General features: G+C 61.9%; 15 protein-coding genes. 5 read left to right on the top strand and 10 right to left on the bottom strand.

The genetic code is table 11. The annotated features are described in order from the left end of the window. Positions 1–96: 96 nt before the first annotated feature. Genes M2497_RS03450 through asd form a run of 3 tightly spaced genes read left to right on the top strand, consistent with a single transcriptional unit; the run spans position 97 to position 3381 of the window. Positions 97–1632: an HDOD domain-containing protein gene (locus tag M2497_RS03450; RefSeq protein WP_248485849.1), complete on the top strand. Its 1536-nt coding sequence runs from the start codon at positions 97–99 to the stop codon at positions 1630–1632. 57 nt (positions 1633–1689) lie between these two features. After that, on the top strand, positions 1690–2505 hold the full coding sequence (rhdA, locus tag M2497_RS03445; protein ID WP_248485848.1) for a rhodanese-like domain-containing protein: 816 nt from the start codon (positions 1690–1692) through the stop codon (positions 2503–2505). 15 nt (positions 2506–2520) lie between these two features. Next, positions 2521–3381, top strand: a complete 861-nt coding sequence (gene asd, locus M2497_RS03440; protein ID WP_248485847.1) for an archaetidylserine decarboxylase — start codon at positions 2521–2523, stop codon at positions 3379–3381. Positions 3382–3514: 133 nt separating this feature from the next. Here the strand turns inward: asd and serB are convergent, their stop codons facing one another. Then, entirely contained in the window at positions 3515–4729 is a 1215-nt protein-coding gene (gene serB, locus M2497_RS03435; RefSeq protein ID WP_248485846.1) for a phosphoserine phosphatase SerB, read from the bottom strand. A gap of 133 nt (positions 4730–4862) precedes the next feature. Here serB and M2497_RS03430 point away from each other — a divergent pair, with 133 nt between their 5' ends. Beyond that, positions 4863–6350, top strand: coding sequence for an AhpA/YtjB family protein (locus tag M2497_RS03430; protein WP_248485845.1), 1488 nt, complete (start codon positions 4863–4865; stop codon positions 6348–6350). 104 nt (positions 6351–6454) lie between these two features. Here M2497_RS03430 and M2497_RS03425 read toward each other — a convergent pair whose 3' ends face one another. From M2497_RS03425 to M2497_RS03390, 8 genes are all read right to left on the bottom strand, one after another. Further along, positions 6455–7165, bottom strand: a complete 711-nt coding sequence (locus M2497_RS03425) for an ABC-type transport auxiliary lipoprotein family protein (protein WP_248485844.1) — start codon at positions 7163–7165, stop codon at positions 6455–6457. A 176-nt stretch (positions 7166–7341) separates the two neighbouring features. Next, a complete protein-coding gene (gene parC / locus M2497_RS03420; protein ID WP_058423478.1) occupies positions 7342–9606 on the bottom strand; it encodes a DNA topoisomerase IV subunit A in 2265 nt (754 codons plus the stop codon). 73 nt (positions 9607–9679) lie between these two features. Beyond that, a complete protein-coding gene (locus tag M2497_RS03415; RefSeq protein WP_248485843.1) occupies positions 9680–10675 on the bottom strand; it encodes an esterase-like activity of phytase family protein in 996 nt (331 codons plus the stop codon). After that, positions 10675–12579, bottom strand: a complete 1905-nt coding sequence (gene parE / locus M2497_RS03410; protein WP_248485842.1) for a DNA topoisomerase IV subunit B — start codon at positions 12577–12579, stop codon at positions 10675–10677. The genes M2497_RS03415 and parE overlap by 1 nt, the downstream gene beginning before the upstream one ends. Positions 12580–12623: 44 nt before the next feature. After that, positions 12624–13232: a YqiA/YcfP family alpha/beta fold hydrolase gene (locus tag M2497_RS03405; RefSeq protein WP_248485841.1), complete on the bottom strand. Its 609-nt coding sequence runs from the start codon at positions 13230–13232 to the stop codon at positions 12624–12626. 184 nt (positions 13233–13416) lie between these two features. Continuing rightward, on the bottom strand, positions 13417–14232 hold the full coding sequence (gene cpdA / locus M2497_RS03400; RefSeq protein ID WP_248485840.1) for a 3',5'-cyclic-AMP phosphodiesterase: 816 nt from the start codon (positions 14230–14232) through the stop codon (positions 13417–13419). Between the two features lie 97 nt (positions 14233–14329). After that, positions 14330–14779, bottom strand: a complete 450-nt coding sequence (locus M2497_RS03395; protein ID WP_012721893.1) for a DUF1249 domain-containing protein — start codon at positions 14777–14779, stop codon at positions 14330–14332. Then, positions 14770–15387, bottom strand: coding sequence for an NUDIX domain-containing protein (locus tag M2497_RS03390; protein WP_248485839.1), 618 nt, complete (start codon positions 15385–15387; stop codon positions 14770–14772). Before M2497_RS03390 ends, M2497_RS03395 begins: the two co-directional genes overlap by 10 nt. 193 nt (positions 15388–15580) lie before the next feature. On the opposite strand from M2497_RS03390, the gene M2497_RS03385 reads away from it, so the two are divergent. After that, positions 15581–16318, top strand: coding sequence for an RsiV family protein (locus tag M2497_RS03385; RefSeq protein WP_058423484.1), 738 nt, complete (start codon positions 15581–15583; stop codon positions 16316–16318). On the opposite strand, the gene cytX is transcribed toward M2497_RS03385, so the two are convergent. Further along, positions 16284–17576, bottom strand: coding sequence for a putative hydroxymethylpyrimidine transporter CytX (gene cytX, locus M2497_RS03380; protein ID WP_248485838.1), 1293 nt, complete (start codon positions 17574–17576; stop codon positions 16284–16286). The two genes, M2497_RS03385 and cytX, sit on opposite strands and share 35 nt — an antisense overlap. Between the last annotated feature and the right edge of the window lie 69 nt (positions 17577–17645).

Below are 17645 nucleotides of genomic sequence, written 5' to 3'. Positions count from 1 at the left end.
TCGGCAAAACTGCGCCAGACTATAGCCCGTTAAGGCGAAAAGCCAGTTCGGCCCGCTCCGGGCGTGTAGACCGCAAGTGATGATCGCGCCCCAATCATGGCTAATGAAACGACAGTCCCAACTGCAAAACCCAACTCTCTCGCCGCTTGGATCAAGCGCCTGGACGATGTGCTGCTGCCCGTTCCCCAGGCCAGCCACGACCGCGTGTGCAAAGGCATCCGTGATAACCGCAGTTCGTTGCGGGATATTGCCGAGCTGATGCAAAACAGCCCGGCCCTGGTGCTCAGCGTGATGCGCGAGGCCAACAGCCACACCCATGGCAGCCTGGCGGAACCGGCGGAAAACCTCGAGGTGGCGCTCAATCGCCTGGGCCTCAAGCGCGCCGAAGAATTGCTGGCGCGCCTGCCCTCGGTGCCCGCACACGAGATCCCCGTGGCATTGCGCCAACTGTTGCTGGTCAGCCAGCACGCGTCGCAGCAGGCCAACGGTTTGTTCGGCAGTCGCCTGGCGCGGCTGTGGCAGGACATCCACTGGGGCAGCCTGTTGTTCCTGTCGCCACTGTGGCCGATGGCGGTGGCCTACCCCAAGCTTCTGGAGGAGTGGGAGCTGCGGGTTATCCACAAGGGCCAGTCAGCCCGCGCGGTCGAGCAGGAACTGTTCGGCATACGCCTGCTCGACCTGTGCGTCGGCCTGACCGAAGCCTGGCACCTGCCGATCTGGGTGTCCCAGGGCTATAAGTTGCTGATGAGCGAGCAGCGCCTGCTGGTCAAGGCCCTGCATATCGCCCGTGAGGACGACCCACTGCGCCATCAGCAATTGCTCGACGCCGAACCCAACCTGCGGCGCTGGCTGAACCAGCCGGCCAATACCGTGTTGCTGGCCAACGGCCTGGCGATGTCGGCCCAGGAATCCTGGACCTGCCCGCACACCGAACGCTGGCAGTTGCTCACAGCGCTGTACCTGCAACAACCGTTGGGCGAGGTGCAGCAACTGGTCCACCAGCAAGCCGTCACCAGTGCCCGTACCACCCTGATGCCCGACCTCTGGCACCCGGCGCTGTCGCTGATCTGGCCGTGGCATGTGGCGAAGATTCATCGCGGCCTGCTGCCGGCGCCACCGCCCACCGCCGAGGCCCTGGCCGTGTGGCGCAAGCGCTGCACTGAACTCTTGGTGGAACCGAGCCGCTTTGCCAACGCGATGCACCTGACCACGTGCGCCAAAGAGGCCTTGGTCGCCAGTGGCATGCAGCGGGTCATGCTGCTGATGGCCGATCGCGCCTTGAGTACCTTGCGCGTGCACCAGGTCGATGGCCTGCCCAAGGACGCCGCCAACCTGAGCCTGGACGTGGTCAACAGCACCCTGCTGCAACGTCTGCTGGAAAAGTCCGCCCAGGTGCGTCTCAACCCCGAGAACCATGCCCAGTTCTCAGCCTTGCTGCCGCCGATCCTGCGCCGCCTGTTCACCGGCGAACATCTGCTGCTGCGCTCCCTGAGTTGCAATGGCAAGGTGGTGATGCTGATGGTGGCCGACCAGGGTGGCGGGCCGTTCTCGGAAACCACCGTGCAGGCCTTCGGCAAAACCGCCCAATGCATCGAAAAAGCCCTGCACTGCTTTACCAACCGCAGCGCCTGATGCTTGCGCTACAATCGCCGTCTTTTATCGCCAACATTTGTGCCCAGGAGACCTCACATGCCTGACTTCTCTGGCTTGCCGCTGGTGATCGAGTCCAGCGACCTGCAAGGCCGCCTCGGTGCCGAGCACCTGATTCTGGTGGACCTCACCAGCGCCGCCCGCTACGCCGAAGGGCATATCCCCGGCGCGCATTTCGTTGACCCCAAACGCACCCAACTGGGCCAGCCGCCGGCACCCGGCCTGCTGCCCACCAAGGCCGACCTGGAAAAACTGTTCGGCGAACTGGGCCATACCCCGGATGCGACCTACGTGGTCTACGACGACGAAGGCGGCGGCTGGGCCGGGCGCTTTATCTGGATGCTCGACGTGATCGGCCACCAGAAATACCACTACCTGGATGGCGGCCTGCTGGCCTGGCTGGAAGAACAACGCCCGGTCTCCACCGACGTGCCCGCACCTGTCGGTGGCCCGGTCAGTCTCACGCTGCATGATGGCCCCACCGCTACCCGTGAATACCTGCAAAGCCGCCTGGGTGCTGCCGACCTGGGCATCTGGGATGCACGTGGCCCGCTGGAGTACTCCGGCGAGAAGGTCCTCGCCGCCAAAGGCGGACACATTCCCGGCGCGGTGAACTTCGAATGGACGGCCGGCATGGACAAGGCGCGCAACCTGCGCATCCGCCGTGACATGCCACAGATCCTCGAAGACCTCGGGCTGACCCGCGACAAAGAAATCATCACCCACTGCCAGACTCACCACCGCTCTGGCTTCACCTACCTGGTGGCCAAGGCGCTCGGTTATCCGCGAGTCAAAGGTTATGCCGGTTCCTGGGGCGAATGGGGCAACCACCCCGACACCCCCGTCGAGATTTAAGGTTTAAGGACAGTTATGAAAAAGCAGTTGTTTATCCTCAGCCAGTACTTGCTGCCGCACCACTTGCTGTCGCGCCTGGCTGGCTGCATTGCCGAGTGCCGCGTGCGTTGGTTCAAGAACGCCTTCACCAGCTGGTTTGCCAAGCGCTATCAAGTGGACATGTCCCAGGCCCTGGTAGAAGACGTCACCGCTTACGAGCACTTCAACGCCTTCTTCACCCGTGCCCTGAAAGACGGCGCCCGCCCGCTGGATCAAACCGCAGGCGCGGTGCTGAGCCCAGCCGATGGTGCGGTCAGCCAGTTGGGTCCGATCGAACATGGCCGCGTGTTCCAGGCCAAAGGCCACAGCTTCAGCGTGCTGGAACTGCTGGGTGGCGATGCAGCCGTAGCGGCGCCGTTCATGGGCGGTGATTTCGCCACCATCTACCTCTCGCCGAAGGACTACCACCGCGTGCACATGCCGCTGGCCGGTACGCTGCGCGAGATGGTCTACATTCCTGGACGCATCTTTTCGGTCAACCAGACCACCGCTGAAAACGTACCCGAGTTGTTTGCACGTAACGAGCGCGCTGCCTGCATCTTCGACACCGAACGCGGCCCGATGGCCGTGGTATTGGTGGGCGCGATGATTGTGGCGTCGATTGAAACCGTGTGGGCCGGGCTGGTGACACCGCCGAAGCGTGAGCTGAAAACCTTCCGCTACGACGAAGCTGCACGTGCGCCGATCCACCTGGAAAAAGGTGCCGAGTTGGGTCGCTTCAAGCTGGGCTCGACGGCGATTGTGCTGTTCGGGCCGGATCAGGTGAAGTGGGCAGAAGAACTGGCGGCGGGTACGCCGGTGCAGATGGGCCAAGGCATCGCACTGCCGAAAGCCTGATTTGAATTCAGTGAAGGTCAAATGTGGGAGGGGGCTTGCCCCCGATAGCGGCAGTCCAGTCAGAGATTTGTTGACTGATCCACCGCAATCGGGGGCAAGCCCCCTCCCACATTTTTGAACTGCGTTTCTTCAGTTACAGCTGCCCATCGCGGTCGCGGAAACCCAACAGGTACAACACCCCGTCCAGCCCCAATGTCGAAATCGCCTGCTTGGCCGACTGCTTCACCAACGGTTTGGCCCGGAACGCCACGCCCAACCCCGCGATTGCCAACATCGGCAAGTCATTCGCACCGTCGCCGACCGCAATAGTCTGCTCCAGACGCAACCCTTCCTTGTGGGCCAATTCCTTCAGCAGATCGGCTTTGCGCTGGGCGTCGACAATCGGCTCCACCGCCACACCGGTCACCTTGCCATCCACCACTTCCAGCTCATTGGCGAACACATAGTCGATGCCTAATTTAGCCTGCAATTGCTTGGCGAAATAGGTGAAGCCGCCCGACAGGATGGCGGTCTTGTAACCGAGGCGCTTGAGCTCGGCGAACAGGGTCTCTGCACCTTCGGTCAGGCGCAGGGAAGCGCCGATGGCGTCCAGCACGCTCACGTCCAGGCCCTTGAGCAGCGCCAGGCGCTCCTTGAAGCTGGCGCGGAAGTCGAGTTCACCGGCCATGGCGCGCTCGGTGATTTCCGAGACCTGCTCGCCAACACCCGCAGCCTTGGCCAGCTCGTCGATGACCTCAGCCTCGATCAGCGTCGAGTCCATGTCGAACACTGCCAGGCGGCGGTTGCGGCGGAACAGTGAGTCTTCCTGGAAGGCGATATCGACGTTCAGCTCCTGGGCCACGCTGAGGAACTCGGCACGCAGGGCCTGCGGGTCGGCCGGTTCGCCGCGCACGGAGAACTCGATGCAGCCCTTGCCCTTGTCGGCCGGCGTGTCCAATGGCATACGACCCGACAAACGGTCGATATGGTCGATATTCAGGCCATATTGCGCGGTAATGGAGCTGACACGCTGCAGTTGCTCGGCGGTGACCTTGCGGGTCAGCAGCGTGACGATGTGGCGTTTTTTGCCCTGGCCGGCCACCCATTGCTGGTAATCGGCTTCGGACACCGGGGTGAAACGCACCTGTTGGTCCAGCTTGTACGCCGTAAACAGGATGTCCTTGAGCACCGAAGACGCCTGCTCGGTGCTCGGGATTTCGACCAGGATGCCGAACGACAAGGTGTCGTGGATCACCGCCTGGCCGATGTCGAGAATGTTCACACCACCCTGGGCCAGAACGCCGGTAATGGCTGCGGTCAGACCCGGGCGGTCTTCCCCAGTGATGTTAATCAGGACAATTTCGCGCAAGGCGCACCCCCAGGCTGGAAAAAAACCGCATTCTACCCACTTTCAGTGACCATCGGGCACAGCCAGCGCTTTGCCGGTCATGGGGCTGTCGCTATACTGCGCGTCAACTTCACGGACCAAGAGCCGAGCGCAAGTGAACCGGCCCACGCCAGTAAAAACCGATAACTTCTTCCTGCTGATCTTCCGGGCACTGCGCCACCGCCGTGTACCGATCGCATTACGCATCGCCAGCCATAACGTGATCCTGGTCGCCCTGGCCCTGGTGATCTATGCCTGCGTGATGGGATTGCAGTTCAAACAGGCCATGCACGAACAAGCCGACGCCCTGGGCGAGAGCCTGACCACACAGACCGCCACCTCGGCGACTGAGTTGCTGGTGTCCAACGACATCCTCAGCCTCAACGTGCTGCTCAACAACCTGACCAAGAACCCGCTGGTGGCCCACGCCGCCATCTACAGCGTGGACAACCGGATCATGGCCGAAGCCGGGCAACGCCCGAAAAACGGCCTGCTGGGTGAGGCCGAAGGCCTGTATTCGAGCAATATCACCTTTCAGGATGTGAAGGCCGGCCAACTGCGCATCAGCCTCGACATGCAGCAATTCCAGCAGCCGATGACCATCAGCCTGCAAAGCATGGGCATTCTCAGCGCGATCCTGCTGGCATTGGCCCTGGCCCTGAGCCTGCGCCTGGGACGGCATATCTCTACGCCCTTGATGCAACTGCGCATCTGGCTGCGGGACATCGACGAACATACCCCGGCCACTGATCGCCAGGACGAAATAGGCGACCTCGCTCGCCAACTTCACGCCAGCTTCGCCCCGGAACCGGTGGTGCGCGAGATTGAGCCAGAACCTGAGTTCGACGATGAGCCTGAGTTTGAAGTGGGAGACGCGCCGGTAGCGGGCCTAAAACCTGCCACCCGCCAGGCGTTCAAAGCTGAAGAAGACGAGCTGGACGACGAAGACCCGTTCGCCGACCTGCGCGACACCTCGGCCAGCGCGCCGGCCGTCGCCGCCAAACCGGCTCCGGTAAAGAGTGCGGAACCGCAGTACAGCGCCGTTCTGGCGGTGCAACTGGGTGCGCAGGATCAACTGCGTCGCCTGCCACGCGCACGCCTGACCGAATTGCTGGAACGCTACCGTGACTGCCTCGACCAGGCCGCCTCGTTGTACCAGAGCGAACTGCACACTCTGAACGATGGCAGCACGCTGATGCTGTTCCACAGCGAAGACAGTGGTGAAGACTACCTGACCAACGCCATTTGCTGCGGCGAACTGCTGCGCGCCCTGGGTCATGAACTGCAGATCGAAGTGGCAGACAGCGGCATTACCCTGCAACTGCAGCTTGGCCTGACAGTGGGCGACGATCTGTTCGGCATAAGCCAGATCGACCTGTTGCTCACCGAGATCGCCCAGGATGCCCTGGCCTTGTCCCAACACAGCCGCAACCTGCTGCTGGTGGAGCGCAAGATCAGTGAAGACACGCTGATCCGCCAACGCGCACGTATCCGCCCGATTGCCAGCCCTGAGGGTGCCAGTTGTGTGGAGCGGTTGATGGAGCCCTATCCGTCGATGCTGGAGCGGCAGTTGGCGCGGATGCATGAGACCCGCACCAAATAAAACGGTAGGCCCCCTCCCACATTGGGTCCGCAGCCTGGCTCAAATTGCGCACAAACAAAAAGGCCCGCTTACTCAGCGGGCCTTTTGTTTGTGCGCGATTCAGATCAGAACCTGAACACTTCCATATCCGTACGGATCGGCGTCGCCATTGGCATCTTCGGCTTTTCCGGAGCGGCCGGCTTGGCCTGCGCCGGGGCGCTCTGCTTGCGCGGCGCTTCGGCAATCGGCGGCTGGTTGGCCAATGGCTTGAGCGCCACCGACAACTGCTGCGCCAAATGCTGCAACAGCACGCCCTGGGCCTGGACCTGGGACGCAGTGGAGCCGGTGTGCTGTTCCTGCAAATGCACGATGCGGTTATCGCGCACCTGGCCACGACGGTCGATCAAACGCCATTGTGCGTCGAGGATTGCCGGTTGCGACGCACCGGAGTCGAGCCGGGTAATGGTCAGCAACACCTGCACATCCGGGGTAAAACCGGTGGGTGCAGGCGCGAGGACCACACGCTGGCTGTCCAACTGACCCGCCACCTGGCGCAACATCAACTGGTTGATATCAGAGGACAAACTCCCCGCCCAACGACCATCGGTGGAACCTTGCAGGCTTCCATCGTTCTGACGTTGCAGGAGGGTTTCGCGTTGCAGGTAGTCGGCTACGACCACCGGGCCGAGCAAAACGGCCATGCCGGCGGTCTGTGCAGGTTGAGCCGGACTTCCGCTGTCCAGCTGGTACAGCGACACCGGTTGATGGGTGCTGCAACCCGCCAACCCCAAAAGGCCAGCGAGCATGAAAATAAAAGGAAGGCGTGGAGCAGTCATCATCCCATCCAGGTGGCTGCCACAAGGCAAACCACAATGTAATACTAAAAATAACCTAAACACGCTCGGCCACGCCGGCGCTGGAAAGGCCATATCATCCGTGAATATGCGCCATGACTCCAGCGCCAAAGCGTCGATCTACGCGTTAAATCGTAGATCGAGAGCTCTAAAACGCGTTAAACCGGCGCTTCTACCAGCAGGGCATCCACTCGCTGGAAGCCTCGAGGCAGTTTGTTGCCACGCCGACCACGTTCTCCCTTGTAATGCTCCAGGTCATCAGGACGCAGCGACAAGGTGCGCTTGCCGGCTTGAAGCACCAGGGTCGCGCCTTCCGGGATCACCGCGATGTCGGTCACGTACTCTTCGCGACTGGCCACCCGCTCGCCGGGAATACCGATGATCTTGTTGCCCTTACCTTTGCCCAGCTGCGGCAGGTCGCTGATCTTGAACACCAGCAAGCGCCCTTCGGTGGTCACCGACGCCAGCCAGTTGCTTTCACGATCATCCACCGGCCGCGGCAGGATCACCTTGGCGTTGTTGGGCAAGCTCAGCAAAGCCTTGCCCGCCTTGTTCTTGGCCTGCAGGTCTTCACCCTTGACCACGAACCCATAACCCGCGTCGGACGCGATCACGTATAGCGCATCATCGTCCGGCAGCAGCACACATTCGAAATTCGCCCCAGGTGGCGGCGTCAGGCGCCCGGTCAACGGCTCGCCCTGCCCCCGTGCGGATGGCAAGGTGTGAGCCGGCACCGAATAACTGCGCCCGGTGGAGTCGATAAACACCGCAAACTGGTTGGAACGCCCGGCCGCAGCGGTCTTGAACCCGTCGCCGGCCTTGTACGACAAACCGGTGGCGTCAATATCATGCCCCTTGGCGGATCGAACCCAACCCTTTTCCGACAGAACGACCGTAATTTTCTCGTTTGGCAGCAGCTCGGTTTCTGTCAGGGCTTTCGCCTCGGCACGCTGCACAATTGGCGAACGACGGTCGTCGCCGTAGGTTTCGGCGTCTTTGATCAGCTCGCTGCGCACCAGCTTTTTCAGCTTGGCTTCGCTGCCCAGCAGAGCTTGCAGCTTGGCTTGCTCCTTGAGCAGCGCGTCCTGTTCGTCGCGCAGTTTCATTTCTTCCAGTCGCGCCAATTGACGCAAGCGGGTGTCGAGGATGTAGTCCGCCTGGATCTCGCTCAGCTCAAACCGCGCGATCAGCTCGGCTTTCGGGTGCTCGGCGGTACGGATGATGTGGATCACTTCATCCAGATTGAGGTAGGCGATCAGCAAGCCGTCCAACAGGTGCAGGCGGCGCTCGACCTTATCGAGGCGGAATTGCAGGCGGCGACGCACGGTCTGCACCCGGAACTCCAGCCACTCCACCAGCAGGTTGCGCAGGTTCTTCAACTGCGGCTTGCCGTCCAGGCCGATGATGTTGACGTTGACCCGATAGCTGGACTCCAGGTCCGTGCTGGCAAACAGATGCTGCATCAACACTTCGTGGTCGACCCGGCTGTTGGTCGGGATGATCACGATGCGGCAGGGGTTTTCGTGGTCGGATTCGTCACGCAGGTCGGCAACCTGCGGCAGTTTCGACGGTTTGGCCTGCATCAGCGCGGCGATCTGCTCCAGCACCTTGGCGCCGGACACCTGGTGCGGCAGCGCAGTGACGATAATGTCGCCATCCTCGATGTGGTACACGGCGCGCATGCGTACCGAGCCCTTGCCGGTTTCGTACATTTTCAGCAGGTCGGCGCGCGGTGTGATGATTTCCGCTTCGGTCGGATAGTCCGGGCCCTGGATATGCTCGCAGAGCTGCTCCACCGTGGCTTTGGGCTCATCCAGCAAACGTACGCAGGCCGTGGCGACCTCACGCAGGTTGTGCGGCGGTACGTCAGTGGCCATGCCCACCGCAATACCGGTGGTGCCATTGAGCAGGATATTCGGCAAACGTGCCGGCAACACCAGCGGTTCGTCGAGGGTTCCGTCGAAATTCGGCCCCCAGTCGGCGGTGCCCTGCCCCAGTTCGCTCAGCAAGACTTCAGAGTAACGCGAGAGGCGCGCTTCGGTGTATCGCATGGCTGCGAAGGACTTGGGATCATCTGGCGCACCCCAGTTACCCTGGCCGTCCACCAGTGTGTAGCGATAGCTGAACGGTTGGGCCATCAGCACCATGGCTTCGTAGCACGCCGAGTCGCCGTGGGGGTGGAACTTACCGAGTACGTCACCGACGGTACGCGCCGATTTCTTGTGCTTGGAATCGGCGTCCAGGCCCAACTCACTCATGGCATAGATGATGCGCCGTTGTACGGGCTTCAGGCCATCGCCGATATGCGGCAAGGCACGGTCCATGATCACGTACATGGAGTAGTTGAGGTAGGCATTTTCGGTGAAGTCAGCCAGCGACCGGCGTTCTACGCCGTCTAAGCTGTCTGCGAGGATGTCACTCATGCGGGCCTCATCATGCTTGGGTATGGCGCAGCGGAAATGCCACGGCGCCGGGTCAATTCAAAAAAATATCGGCTCATGGCTTGGCGCTCCAGCCACCGGCAGGGGCGGCAAAACGATAGACCATGGGGCGTTTTTCACCATCGGCACGCGGGCCGAAATTGTTGTCGATGCCCAGCCAGGCACCGTCGGCATCCACCACCAGAGCTTCCGCCAGGCCATAAGGCTGGGGGTAACGCCGCTCAGGCGTCAGGGTCTCGTCGGCAAACGACCAGCACAGCTCAACCTTGGCCGTAATCGCGTCACGCCGGCAAATCTGGAACGCATTGCGTTCCAGGGTAAACAGCTTGCCGTTGAACAGCGCCAGATCGGCAAAATCCTTGGACACCGCCTTGGCGTTCGGGAACTGGGCTGGTTGCACTTCCTGGCCGGCTTCGCTCAGCAAGACGCAGGGGCCGTCACAGTCCCACAGGCTTTGCGGACGCTTGATGGAAATCAGGCCACGCCGTTCACGCTCAGCCGCCAGCCAGATCTGGTTGCCTTCGGGGTTGATCGCCAGGCCTTCAAACAATGCATTGAAGTGCAGCAACATACCGCTGGCCCGCGCTTCACGCACCATGCTGGGTGCGATCTTCAACCACTCAGGCGCGCCCGTCACCGGCACTTGCAGCACCGCCGCATGGGCTTCGCTGACAATGTAGCGGTTACCGGCGGCATCGCAGGTGATCCCTTCAAAATCCAGGTCGCCACCGCGAATGAAAGACGCGGCCTTGGTACGTGAACGCAACCCCCACGGCAAGCCGGACTCGGGCACCGGTGGCACGTCGATCTTTACCGTTTCAGCCTTCCAGGTCGGTGCGCTGATGTCCAGGCGGTAGATCTGGTCGTCATCACGGTCGGAAACCGTCCACAACTCGTTGCCGCACAACGCCAGGCCCGACAGGTTGCCGCCACGCATGCCATCCACCGGGTGTTCAGACACCAGTTTGAGCTCGACCGCAGGCGCGGCAGCCACCTGGGTGGCCGCCAAACTGCTCAATATCAGGATCGCCAGGGCGAAACCTGTGCGCATCAGCCCAGAACCTCGGCCAGGTTGCCTTTGGATTCCAGCCAGGACTTGCGGTCCGGCGCGCGTTTCTTCGCCAGCAGCATGTCCATCATTTCCGAGGTGGCTGCGAAGTCGTCCAAGGTCAGCTGCACCAGGCGCCGGGTGTTCGGGTCCATGGTGGTTTCGCGCAGTTGCGGCGGGTTCATTTCACCCAGGCCTTTGAATCGCGTGACCTGCGGTTTGCCGCGTTTTTTCTCGGCTACCAGGCGGTCGAGAATGCCATCGCGCTCGGCTTCGTCCAGGGCGTAGAAAATCTCCTTGCCCAGGTCGATCCGGTACAGCGGCGGCATGGCGACGTAGACGTGGCCAGCATCCACCAGCGGGCGGAAGTGCTGCACGAACAACGCGCAGAGCAGCGTGGCAATGTGCAAACCATCGGAGTCGGCGTCGGCGAGGATGCAGATCTTGCCGTAGCGCAACTGGCTCATGTCCGCTGCGCCCGGGTCTACACCAATGGCCACGGCGATGTTGTGCACTTCCTGGCTGGCAAGGACTTCGCTGCCATCGACTTCCCAGGTGTTGAGGATCTTGCCGCGCAACGGCAGGATCGCCTGGAATTCCTTGTCCCGCGCTTGCTTGGCGGAACCGCCGGCGGAGTCACCTTCCACCAGGAACAGCTCGGAGCGCATCGGGTCCTGTCCGGCGCAATCGGCCAGTTTGCCAGGCAACGCCGGGCCTTGGGTGATGCGCTTGCGCTCGACTTTCTTGCTGGCCTTCAAGCGACGGCCGGCGTTGTTGATTGCCAGTTCGGCCAGGGCCAGGCCCAGTTCAGGGTGCTCGTTGAGCCACAGGCTGAATGCATCCTTGACCACACCGGAGACAAACGCCGCCGCTTCACGGGAGGACAGGCGCTCTTTGGTCTGGCCGGAGAATTGCGGCTCTTGCATCTTCATCGACAGCACGAACGCAATGCGCTCCCACACGTCTTCCGGCGCCAGCTTAACGCCGCGTGGCAGCAGGCTGCGGTATTCGCAGAATTCGCGCATGGCATCGAGCAGGCCCTGACGCAAACCGTTGACGTGGGTGCCGCCCTGAGCCGTGGGGATCAGGTTGACGTAGCTTTCCTGCACGCTGTCGCCACCCTCAGGCAACCACAGCAGCGCCCAGTCCACGGCTTCTTTATTACCGGCCAGGCTGCCGCAGAACGGCTCGTTGGGTAGGCGTTCGAAGTCGCTGACGGAGTCTTCCAGGTACGAACGCAGGCCGTCTTCGTAATGCCACTCGACCTTCTCGCCGGTGCCTTTGTCTTCAAAAGTCACCAGCAGGCCAGGGCACAGTACGGCCTTGGCCTTGAGCACATGCTTGAGGCGGCTGATGGAGAATTTCGGCGAATCGAAGTATTTCGGGTCCGGCGCGAAGTACACGCTGGTGCCGGTGTTGCGCTTGCCAACGGTGCCGATCACTTCCAGGTCGGTGGCTTTGTAGCCATCGGCGAAGGTCATCTGGTACTCGTTGCCGTCACGCTTGACCTTGACCCGCACCAGCGTGGACAAGGCGTTGACCACGGAAATACCCACACCGTGCAGACCACCGGAGAACTGGTAGTTCTTGTTGGAGAACTTGCCACCCGCATGGAGCTTGGTGAGGATCAGCTCGACGCCCGACACGCCCTCTTCCGGGTGGATGTCCACCGGCATGCCGCGACCATCGTCGGACACTTCCAGGGAGTGGTCAGCGTGAAGAATGACGTGCACCGACTTGGCGTGCCCGGCCAAGGCTTCGTCGACGCTGTTGTCGATGACTTCCTGGGCAAGGTGGTTCGGCCGACTGGTGTCGGTGTACATGCCGGGGCGTTTGCGCACCGGGTCGAGGCCCGAGAGGACTTCGATGGCGTCGGCGTTATAAGAGCTAGCGCTGGGAGTGGCCATGGGGTCTCGTCGTGAGTCGTTCGATTAAAAAATGACCTGCGACTTTACAGTGCAGCAAAGTCGAAGGATTGATACTGATCTGCGCCAATGCCGGCAAAGCTCAACATTGCCGGTAATTGCCGGGCGAACCCCTGGTAACCATGGTCGCCGCCGGCCTGGATGCGCAAGGCACAGGCTCGGTAATACTGCTGGGCGAGGCGATAGTCCAGGGTTTCATCCCCGGTCTGCAACCACACCTGATACCGCGCGGCGTCCTGGGGCGCCGGTACTTCCAGCTCGGCCAGGGCCGTCACGTGGTCGTGGGTGAGTTCCCAGGTTTCATCGGTGTAGAGGTTCTTCTGGGTGCCCAGGTAACCGTCGAACATCCGATGGGGACTGACCGCCGGGTTCACCAGCAATGCCTTGAGGCCATGGCGTTCGGCAAGATGGGTTGCATAGTAGCCGCCGAGTGAGCTGCCGACCAGCAGTGGCCGACCCAGTTCGGCAATCGCGGCTTCCAGTTGAGGAATCGCCTGACGGGGATGGTGGTGCAGGGCCGGTACACGCAGTTGATCAGCCAGGCCGATGGCGCCCATCACGGTGATCAACTGAGTGGCCTTGTTGGACGCGGGCGCACTGTTGAAACCGTGGATATACAGGATCGAAGCGGACATGCCGGGCTCTCCATGACTCAGCCAAAGAGGCGCAGTTTACAGGGATCGGGGCCGTGTGTGATGACCTCAGCCCTCAATACACCGAAGATCCAATGTGGGAGGGGGCTTGCCCCCGATAGCGGAGTGTCAGGCACGGTTAGATGTGACTGATCCACCGCCATCGGGGGCAAGCCCCCTCCCACAGTTAATAGCCGTTGCTGCCGTAGTCCACGGTAAATTCGAAGCCCTGGACCCGCTCTACGCCAGTTTCCAACCGTCCGTCGGCATGCAGGCGCAGCCAGCGGTAGCCCGGTGCTTGCTCACTGACCTTGAAATCCTCGCTGCCCGGCGCGAACTGGATGCAGGTGGACGGCGACGCCAGCAGGCGCACGCCGTTGCGCTCGCGGTCGATTTCCTGGTGCACATGCCCCCACAGTACCGCCCTTACCTGCGGGAAACGGTCGAGCACGGCAAACAGGGCCTCTGGGTTGCGCAGGCCAATGGGTTCCATCCAGGCGCAACCGATGGACACCGGATGATGGTGGAAGCACACCAGGTGGTGACGGTTTGGCGCCTCGCTCAGGGCCTGGGCGAGCAGTTGCAATTGGCTGTCCTGCAAGTAACCGGGCACCGAACCGGGTACGGCGGAGTCCAGCAGGGTGATGCGCCACTGGCCGACATCGACCACCGGCTCCAGCAAATCGCTGTGCACCGCGGCGTGGGCCATGATCTGCGGCTCGTCGTGATTGCCGGGAATCCAGCGCGTCGGGGCGCCGATGGGCGCCGTCATATCGCGAAACTGCTGATACGACTCCAATGTGCCGTCCTGGGAAAGATCCCCGGTGGCCAACACCAGATCAATGCGTGGCTGCTGCGCACGCACCAACTCGATCACCCTTTGCAGGCTGTCACGGGTGTTCATGCCCAACAGCGTGCCATCGGCCTCGGCAAACAGGTGGCTGTCGGACAGTTGCACCAGCAAGGCCGGTGCATCGGGGCTCACGGTGGATACGCTCGGCAAGGCGCTCTCCCAAGGCAATCGCAGGAATGGACGTTTGGCGTGATTATGCTGGGGCAGGACACAAAGAGGAAACCCAGGAAGCGGACGCAGTTCACATCTACCGCACGGCTTCGAACTCATGGCCCAGGGCCAGGCAGTGGCTCAACCATTCACCGAGGAACACATTCAGCTGTGCTTTCTCATCGGGCTGGTGCATGAACACGTTGGGGTAAGGATAGATGCTGCGAAAGCGCCGCGCATGTTCGGCGCTGATCACTTCGGCCATGCGCGCGTCGTGGTACACCTGGACTTCCAACTGCGGCACCGGCAGCCAAGGCAGGCTGTGTTCCTGGCGCACGCGCAGGGTGGTGGTGTAGGGGCAATTGACGATCACTTCCAGGGCCAGCACGCCGAGCATCTGGTCGCCGTGGGTCACGCCAATGCGCCGTGCCTCGGGGGCATGGCGCATGTCGGGCAGCAGGCGCATCAGCCGCGCATAGTTGGCCTCGCAGGCGGCTTGCAGCCCGATCAGGTCGACTCGATAACGTTCCCGTGCCTTTACTGCCATAACCCCCTCACTTCCGCGCGATTAAGCGCAAGCCATTGCAGGGCGATAATGCTGGCTGCGTTGGAAATTTTGCCGTCGCGTACCGCTTGCAGGGCATCTTCGAAGGCCCACACGGTGACGCGGATATCTTCAGCTTCTTCTTCCAATCCATGGACGCCGCCTGCGCCCGAGCTGTCGCAACGGCCCAGGTACAAGTGGACAAATTCGGTACTGCCGCCGGGCGACGGGAAATACTTGGTGATCGGCCACAGCGCGGAGAATGTCAGCCCAGCTTCCTCCTCGGCTTCGCGGTGTGCAACCTCCTCCGGCTCTTCATCCTTGTCGATCAGGCCGGCGACCATCTCCACCAGCCACGGGTTGTCGGTACGCCCCATGGCGCCGACGCGGAACTGCTCGATCAGCACCACTTCATCGCGCTGCGGGTCGTAGGGCAGCACGCACACGGCATCATGACGAACAAAAACTTCGCGGTTGATCACCCGGCTCATGCCGCCATCGAACTTCTCATGGCGCAGTTGTACGCGATCAAGCTTGTAGAAGCCCTGGTAGGCATTGTCGCGCTGAACAATCTCGATTGTGCTCGGCGTCGATTTTGCTGAATCCGTCATGTCCCTTCCTCGTTGAGCCTGCGCAATTGGCGCCATCCTAACGCGCTCATGCCTCTGGATGCAGCCCCTTTCCAGTTGCCGGGATAGACGGCGGGCGTCAAACACACTCTAATCAGCTTAGTGGCGAACTGACTGCCGTGCTGGCAGTCGAAGCTGCACAAATTTCGCTCTTATCGATAGACGAAGGACTTACATGTCGCTTTTAAAAATCGCCTCCGTGGCCTGTATCGCATTGACCCTCGGCGCGTGCCAGAGCCTGTTCCAGCCAAGCTACAAAGCTCCGCTGGAAGCCACCCGCGACGCCACCGAGCAAAGCAAGCCGGGCTGCGCCAGCGCCGATTGCCCGCTGGTGAATATCGACACCGTGCACTTTGCCAAGGACCCCAAGCTGGACGCATTGATTGAACAGCGCCTGCTGGAAATGACCCAAAGCGATCCCCTGCCGACCAGCCTGGAGACCTATCGCGAGCAATTCCTCAAAACCGCCGCCCCCCGCAACAGCATGTATTTGCAGGCCAAGGTACGTGAACAGCATGACGGCTTGGTGATCATCGAATTGTCCAGCTACCTGGACCAGGGCGCCACCCACGGCGAGCCGGGCCGCGCATTCATCAACTATTCGCGCCAGCGGCAAAAGGCCCTGACCCTGACCGACATGCTGCTGCCCGGCAAGGAAGACGCGTTCTGGAAAGCCGCCCAGGTGGCCCACAACAGCTGGCTGATCAGCACCCGCCTGAGCCTGGAGCCGGAGTATGTGAAGACCTACCCCTTCCAGAAAACCCCGAACGTGGCGCTGACCTATGGTGGCGTGATCCTCAAGTACCCTACCAAAACCATCGCGCCGTACGCCCTGGGCCACGTCGAATTGCAGATTCCCTACTCACGCCTGGACGGCATCATCCAGCCTGAGCTGGTGCCTGCACGCCGCTGAAGGCTTTAGCCAGAATTAACTGCAACAGCCCTGCCAGCACCAGCGCCGGCAGGGTCGCGCCGATGTCCGGATACAGATTGGCCAACAGGTGATACGTCACGACGCCACCCAACCACGCCAGCAGTGCCGGCCAACGCAGGTTGGCGACAGTACCCTGACCACGGCGCCGCAGCATGAAGTGATCCACCAGCACCACGCCGAACAGCGGCGCGAATACCGAGCCGATCAGCAACAGGAAGTTCTGGTATTGGGCCAACGGTGCAAAGCAGGCGATGAGCGTGCAGATCACACCGATGGCCAGCGCCAGGTGCTCGACCTTCAAGCGCAACAGCATGCCGCTGGAAACCGCCGCCGAGTGAATATCGGCAAAGGCGTTTTCCGACTCATCCAGCAGGATCAGCAGCAGCGGAATCCCCAGGCCAGCCCCGGCCAACGCCAGCAACAGCGCATTCACCTCGCCGCTCGGCGCAAACGCCAGGGTGTAGGCCACGCCCAGGCTCATCAGCCAGAAATTACCGATAAAGAACCCCAGCGCCGTGCCGCCGAACACGCTTTGGGCGCGCTTGCCGAAGCGCGAGTAATCGGCGATCAGCGGCAGCCATGACAGCGGCATGGCAATCGCGATATCAAAGCCCACCGCGAACGGCATCGAACCGTCACCGGCCTTGGCCCAGAGTACGGCGAGGTCGGCTTTTGCGAACAGGTTCCAGGTCAGCCACAGGCAGGCGGCGAGCAGCAGCCAAATGCCCCATTTGCGCAGGACCTGGCGCACAAACGTCAGCGGGCCACTGACGGCCAGCAAGGTCGCCAGGCCACCAAAGAACAGCGTCCACAATAATGGACTGGCCAACAGGCTGCCGTCGCTGAACGCCCGCGCGCCCAACAGGCTGGCGGCGTCGCGCATCACGATGATTTCAAACGAGCCCCAGCCGATCAGTTGCAGCAGGTTGAGCAGCGCCGGCAGGCTGGCGCCCCTGGCACCCAGGCTCAGCTTGAGCGCGGCCATGGCGGACAGGCCGGTGTCGCTGCCGATCACGCCGACAGCGGCCAGCAGCAGGACGCCGACCAGGGTGCCGAGGAAAATCGCCAGCAACGAACCGGACAAGCCCAGGCCCGGCGCCAGCAACGCGCCGGTCTGCAGGACCATCAGGCCGATGCCGAGGGAGAACCACAGGGAGAACAGGTCGCGGGCGCCGAAGACTCTTTTGTCGCTCGGCACTGCGATATCGGGGGAGTAAGTACTCGGTTGAATGCTCAAGGGTGTTATCTCTGAGGGGCATTTGTTGTTTGCTGGATCGCTATCGGGGGCAAGCCCCCTCCCACAGTT

Origin of the sequence: Pseudomonas sp. CYM-20-01 (assembly GCF_023169845.1) — a bacterium.
Lineage (GTDB): Bacteria > Pseudomonadota > Gammaproteobacteria > Pseudomonadales > Pseudomonadaceae > Aquipseudomonas > Aquipseudomonas azotoformans.
This window is presented reverse-complemented; position numbering and strand designations above follow the sequence as displayed.

What these genes read in the sequence shown, in the direction of transcription:
- M2497_RS03395 (WP_012721893.1), bottom strand. Translation starts at nt 14,779, where the DNA reads ATGGCAGTAAAGGCACGGGAACGTTATCGAGTCGACCTGATCGGGCTG.
- M2497_RS03385 (WP_058423484.1), top strand. Translation starts at nt 15,581, where the DNA reads ATGTCGCTTTTAAAAATCGCCTCCGTGGCCTGTATCGCATTGACCCTC.
- M2497_RS03405 (WP_248485841.1), bottom strand. Translation starts at nt 13,232, where the DNA reads ATGTCCGCTTCGATCCTGTATATCCACGGTTTCAACAGTGCGCCCGCG.
- rhdA (WP_248485848.1), top strand. Translation starts at nt 1,690, where the DNA reads ATGCCTGACTTCTCTGGCTTGCCGCTGGTGATCGAGTCCAGCGACCTG.
- M2497_RS03415 (WP_248485843.1), bottom strand. Translation starts at nt 10,675, where the DNA reads ATGCGCACAGGTTTCGCCCTGGCGATCCTGATATTGAGCAGTTTGGCG.
- M2497_RS03450 (WP_248485849.1), top strand. Translation starts at nt 97, where the DNA reads ATGGCTAATGAAACGACAGTCCCAACTGCAAAACCCAACTCTCTCGCC.
- parE (WP_248485842.1), bottom strand. Translation starts at nt 12,579, where the DNA reads ATGGCCACTCCCAGCGCTAGCTCTTATAACGCCGACGCCATCGAAGTC.
- M2497_RS03425 (WP_248485844.1), bottom strand. Translation starts at nt 7,165, where the DNA reads ATGACTGCTCCACGCCTTCCTTTTATTTTCATGCTCGCTGGCCTTTTG.
- parC (WP_058423478.1), bottom strand. Translation starts at nt 9,606, where the DNA reads ATGAGTGACATCCTCGCAGACAGCTTAGACGGCGTAGAACGCCGGTCG.
- asd (WP_248485847.1), top strand. Translation starts at nt 2,521, where the DNA reads ATGAAAAAGCAGTTGTTTATCCTCAGCCAGTACTTGCTGCCGCACCAC.
- M2497_RS03390 (WP_248485839.1), bottom strand. Translation starts at nt 15,387, where the DNA reads ATGACGGATTCAGCAAAATCGACGCCGAGCACAATCGAGATTGTTCAG.